The following is a 5103-nucleotide window of genomic DNA, read 5'->3' as shown; positions in this document are numbered from 1 at the left end:
GCGGGCACCAGCGGCCACGTCCGGGCCCGCGCCCGCACGTCGGCGATGCGGTCGCGCAACCGGTCGGTGTGCTCGTCCTCGCCGGCGCGGGCGACCCGCTGCTCCCACCGCCGCTCCAACCGCGCGGCGTACTCGTGCTCCTGCTCGCGGTACCAGCCGACCTGCCGCTCGTGCAGCTCCCGGGGGTCGAGCAGGCCGACCTCGTCGGGGTGGCGCGTGGCCAGCGCCCAGGCCAGGCGCGCCGCCGCGATCGCGTCGCCGGCACTGGTGTGGGCGTTGTCCAGCCGCACCCGGTAGTGGGCGCACACGGCGGCGAGGGTGCGCTTGTCGTCCCAGCCGCGGACCGGGCGCAGGTGGCGGTCGACGCACAGCGGGTCGACCACCGGACCCGCCGACGGGAGCCCGCGGCCGTGGTGGCGGCGCAACTCGGCGTCGAGCATGGTCAGGTCGAACGCGGCGTTGAACGCGCACAGCGGCGTGGTGGGGAGCCACACCCGCGCCAGGTGCCCGGCCACCTCGGCGACGACCTCCGCGGCCGGGCGGCCCTCGCGGCGGGCCTGGTCGGTGCTGATGCCGTGGATCGCGGTGGCCTCGGCCGGGATGTCCACGCCCGGGTCGGCCAGCCAGGTGCGCGTGTCGACCTCGGGGCGCTCACCGGGCCCGCGCGGGGTGATCGTGACCACGGCGGCGGTCACGATGCGGTCCCGGTGGGGGTCGACGTCGGTGGTCTCCAGGTCCAGCGCGACCAGTGGACCGTGCGCCCACGACGGTGCGGGGTTGTCCATCCGCGCACCGTAGCGGGAGGGTCCGACACCCCCGCTCAGCCGCCCAGCACGTCCCGCAGGTGGTCGGCGATCACCGCGACGTGCGGGACGTCCACCAGGGACAGGTGGTCGCCGGGCACCGGCACGACCTCCAGCGACCCGCACGCGTCGGCCCACCCGAGGTCGTCGTCCCCCTGGAGCCGCAGGTACCGGGGGTCCAGCACGGTGGTCAGCGCCTCCCGCTCGGTGGCCCGGTAGAACACGACCCGGCCGGGGAAGTGCCGGGGCGTGAACCGCTCGGCCGCCCGCGCGTCCAGGTAGGACGTGCGCTGGTGCCGCAGCGCGCCGGGGCTGATGCCGACGCCGGCCGCCACCAGCGCGGCCAGCACCGCGTCGACCTGGGCCACGTCGTCCAAACCGGACACCGCCTCCCACGGCAGCTCGACCGCCGCGCCGTGCACCCGCCCGACGTGCGCCAGGTACCGCTCGAACCGGTGCCGCACCAGCTCGGCGGGCGGGACGTCGGGCGCGGGCAGCGGGCGCACGGTGTCGATCATCACCACCAGCCCGACCTCGTGGCCGCCCTCGACCAGCCGGCACGCCACCTCGTGCGCCAGGCACCCGCCGAACGACCAGCCGCCCAGCAGGTAGGGCCCGGCCGGTTGCGCGGCCAGCACCAGGTCCGCGTACCGCTTCGCCTTGGCGGGGATGTCGGGCAGGTCGTCGACGCGCTCGTAGCCGAGGCACGGCCGGTCGGGCAGCAGGTCCACCAGCGGCTGGTACACGCTGGTCGGCCCGCCGGCGGGGTGGAACAGGTGCAGGGGGCGCAGCGAGCCGCCCGCGCGCAGCACCCGCACCGGCCCGTCCGCGCCCTCGAACCGCCCGCGCAGGTGCTCGGCCATCGCCTCGACGGTGCGCGCGTCGCCCAGGTCCGCGCCCGGCGCCCGCCGCCGGACCAGCGCCAGCAGCGCGGCGACCGAACCCCCGAGCGCGGTGAAGTCGTCGTGGACGCCGAAGTCCCGCCGGCCGAGGACCTCGGCGCACAGGCCGAACAGCCACCGCTCGGTCGGGTCGCGCGGCTCGACCCGCCGGTTCGGCGGCCCGGCGCCGTCGTCGGGACGGCCGCTCGCACCGCCGTCCAGGTGCCGGGCCAAGTCGCGCAGGCTCGCGCCGCGCAGCAGCAGCGGCACCGGCAGCCGCGCGCCCAGCTCGTGCTCGACGGCGTTGCGCAGGCGCATCGCCATCAGGGAGTCCAGGCCGAGCGAGGTCAGGGGCGCGTCGGGGTCGGGCGCCGCGCCGAGCACCCGCTCGACGATCGCGGCCAGCCGGTCGCCACCACCCGCCACCCGGTCCACCGGCCGGAGGAACCCCTCCAGGAACGGCCGCCGCGCCAGGTGCGGGAACAGCTCCACCGCCGCGCGCGGGTCGAACCGCGCCACCCCGGTCACCGCCCGCCCGGACCGCACCAGCGCCCCCACCGCCGCCACGCCCTCGGCCGGCGAGATCGGCCGCAACAGCGGGTTGACGGTGTCGCGGGCCAGGCCGACGCGGCTCCACGCGCCGAAACCGATGCTCGTCGCGGGCAGCCCACCGGCCTGCCGCCACCGGGCGAAGCCGTCCAGCCACGCGTTGGCGGCGGCGTAGGCGAGCTGGCCGGGCGAACCGAGCAGGGCCGCGGCGGAGGAGAACAGCACGAACCAGTCGAGCCGGTGCCCGGTGGTGGCCTCGTGCAGGCGCAGCGCGCCGTCGACCTTGGGCCGCAGCACGCGCCGCACGTCGTCCGGGGACAGGCGGTCGGCCGGGGCGTCGGCCAGCACCCCGGCCGCGTGCACCACACCGCGCAGCGGCAGCCCGCCGGCCACGGCCGCCGCCACCAGCTCCTCGGCCACACCGGGTTCGGCCACGTCCCCGGTCACCACGACCACGTCACCGCCCGGCCCGACCACGTCACGGCCCAGCTCCGCCAACGCCCGCGCCGCCGGCTCGCGCCGCCCGTTCAGCACGACCCGCGCCGCGCCGCGGTCGAGCAGCCACCGGGCCACGACCCGGCCCAGCCCGCCGAGACCACCGGTCACCACGTACGCCCCACCGGGCACGACCTCGGCGGGCACGACCTCGGCGAGCACGACCTCGGCGGGCACGACCTCGGCGGACACGCCGACCCCCACCCGGCCCAGCCGCGCCACGTACCGGTCGCCGCACCGCCAGGCGACCTCGTCGTCGTCGCGGTCGGCGGCCAGCTCGCGGGCCAGCACCGCCGGGTCGTCCACGTCCACGATCGACGCCCGCAACCCCGGCCGCTCGAAGGCCAGCACCCTCACCGCGCCGCGCAACGCGGCGGGCTCCGGCGCGCCCGCCTCCCCGTCGAGCACCACCGCCGCCTCGCGGGTCACGACCCACAGCCGCCGCGTCTCGGCGACCAGGGCGGACAACCGCACCAGGTCCTGCTCCAACCCGTCGCGACCGGGCAGGAACACGATGCCGTCGGCGGGATCGGCCGGGTCGCCGGTCACCCGGTGCCCGGCCACGACCAGCGCCGCCCTGACCTCCGGGTCGCAGCCCAGCACCAGCCAGGTGCGCGGACCACCGCCGGCGGGCAGGTCCTGCCGCTCCCACCGGGCCTCCAGGGCGGGCAGCGCCGCCGCGACCGGCCGCACCCGCACGTCCAGCACCTCGGCCAGCAGCGCCCCCGCGTCGTCGCGCAGCCGCACCGACCCGGTCAGCCCGGCCGCGTCCCCGGTCACCACCGCCTCGCACCGGTCCGCCCGGCGCGGGTCGCCGTGCAGCCGCACCGCCCCGATCCCGACGGGCAGGCACGGCCCGTCGAGCGAGAGGTCGAGCGCGGCGGCGGCCAGCGCGTGCAGGCACGAGTCGAGCAACGTGGGCGGCAACCGCAGCGCCCGGTCCGGTCCGTCCGGGCGACGGAGCAGGCAGGCCGCCACGCCCTCGCCCGCCCGCGCCTCCCGCACGCCCCGGAACGCCGGCCCGTACTCCATGCCGACCTCGGCCAACCGGTCGTACAGCGCGACCGGCTCCAGCCCGTCCTCGCCCACCCCACCGGCCGCCGCGCCGCCAGCCGCCTCGCCCTGGCCCGCCCCGCTGCCAGCCTCGCCACCGGCCGCCGCGCCGCCACCCATCCCACTGGCCGCGCCACCGCCGGGACCGTCACCACCCGCCTCGCCACCGCCCGCCCCGGCCTCGAACACGACGGTCGCGGTCGCGTGCCGGACCCAGCCGTCGGCGGTCTTGGCCTGCACCTCGACCCGACCGCCTCGCAGCGTGGTGCTCAGCCGAACCTCCTCGGTAAGCGGCAACAACGCCTCGAACTCCACGTCCCGCAACCCCACCGGGCCACCCGTCGCCCGCGTGCCCGCCGCCAGCGCCATCTCCACGTACGCCGCGCCGGGCAGCACCGGGGTGCCCTGCACCCGGTGGTCGCCGAGCCAGGGCAGCGCGTCCACCCCCACGTCCGCCTGCCAGGCGTGCGTGCCGTCGGGCAGCTCGACGTGGTCGCCGAGCAGCGGGTGCCCGCCGGCGCGCGACCGGGGCGCGGACCAGTGCTCGCGGTGCGCCCACGGCGCGGTGGGCACGTCCACCACGACCCGCGGCCGGACCAGCCCGTGCAGGTGCAGCTCGGCCAGGTTGTCGTGGAACGCCCCGACCTCGTCGGCGTCGCGCCGCAGCGTCCCGACCAGCAGCAGGTCCGGCGCGTGCTCGGCGATCGGGGCCAGCGCCACCGGGTGCGGCGAGACCTCCAGGAACGCGGTGTGGCCGTCCTCCAGCGCGGCGGTCACGGCCTGGGTGAACCGCACCGGCCGCCGCAGGTGCGCGGCCCAGTAGGCGGCGGTGAACGGCGGCGCCTGGCGCGGGTCGGCCAGCACCGTCCCGTACAGGGGCACGTCCCCGGTCCGCCCGCGCACGTCCCGCAGCACCTCGGCCAGCTCCCCGAGCACCGGCTCGACGGCGGGGGAGTGGCCGCTGGTGCGCAGCGGCAGCAGGCGGGCTGCACGGCCCTCCGCCTCCACCCGGTCCACCAGCGCGACGAGCCGGTCGACCGGCCCGGACACCGTGCACCGGCGGGGCGCGGCGTGCACGGCAACGGACAGCGCCGGGTCGTCCACCTCGTCGGCGGCCAGCTCGACCGCCGCCATCCCGCCCGCGCCGTCGACCACGTCCAGCAGCCGGGCGCGGGTGGTCATCACCAGCGCCGCGTCGGGCAGCGACAGCGCGCCCGCGACCACGGCGGCGGCCACCTCGCCCACCGACTGCCCGATCACCGCCGCCGGTCGCACCCCGCGCGACGACCACAGCCGGGCCAGCGCGACCTGCACCCCGAACC

Annotated in this window: 2 protein-coding genes; both read right to left on the bottom strand. The window is 78.4% G+C overall.

Annotation, left to right across the window (positions count from 1 at the left end; all coding sequences use genetic code 11):
- On the bottom strand, nt 1–785 hold a 785-nt coding region (locus ACFV4N_RS39550), incomplete at its 3' end, for an exonuclease domain-containing protein (RefSeq protein ID WP_499677814.1).
- Nucleotides 786–820: 35 nt separating this feature from the next.
- Nucleotides 821–5103 (bottom strand): SDR family NAD(P)-dependent oxidoreductase (locus ACFV4N_RS39545; RefSeq protein WP_499677813.1); only part of this gene is annotated, 4283 nt, incomplete at its 5' end.

The organism is Actinosynnema sp. NPDC059797 (genome assembly GCF_042732085.1).
In the GTDB taxonomy this organism is placed as follows: domain Bacteria; phylum Actinomycetota; class Actinomycetes; order Mycobacteriales; family Pseudonocardiaceae; genus Actinosynnema.
This window is presented reverse-complemented; position numbering and strand designations above follow the sequence as displayed.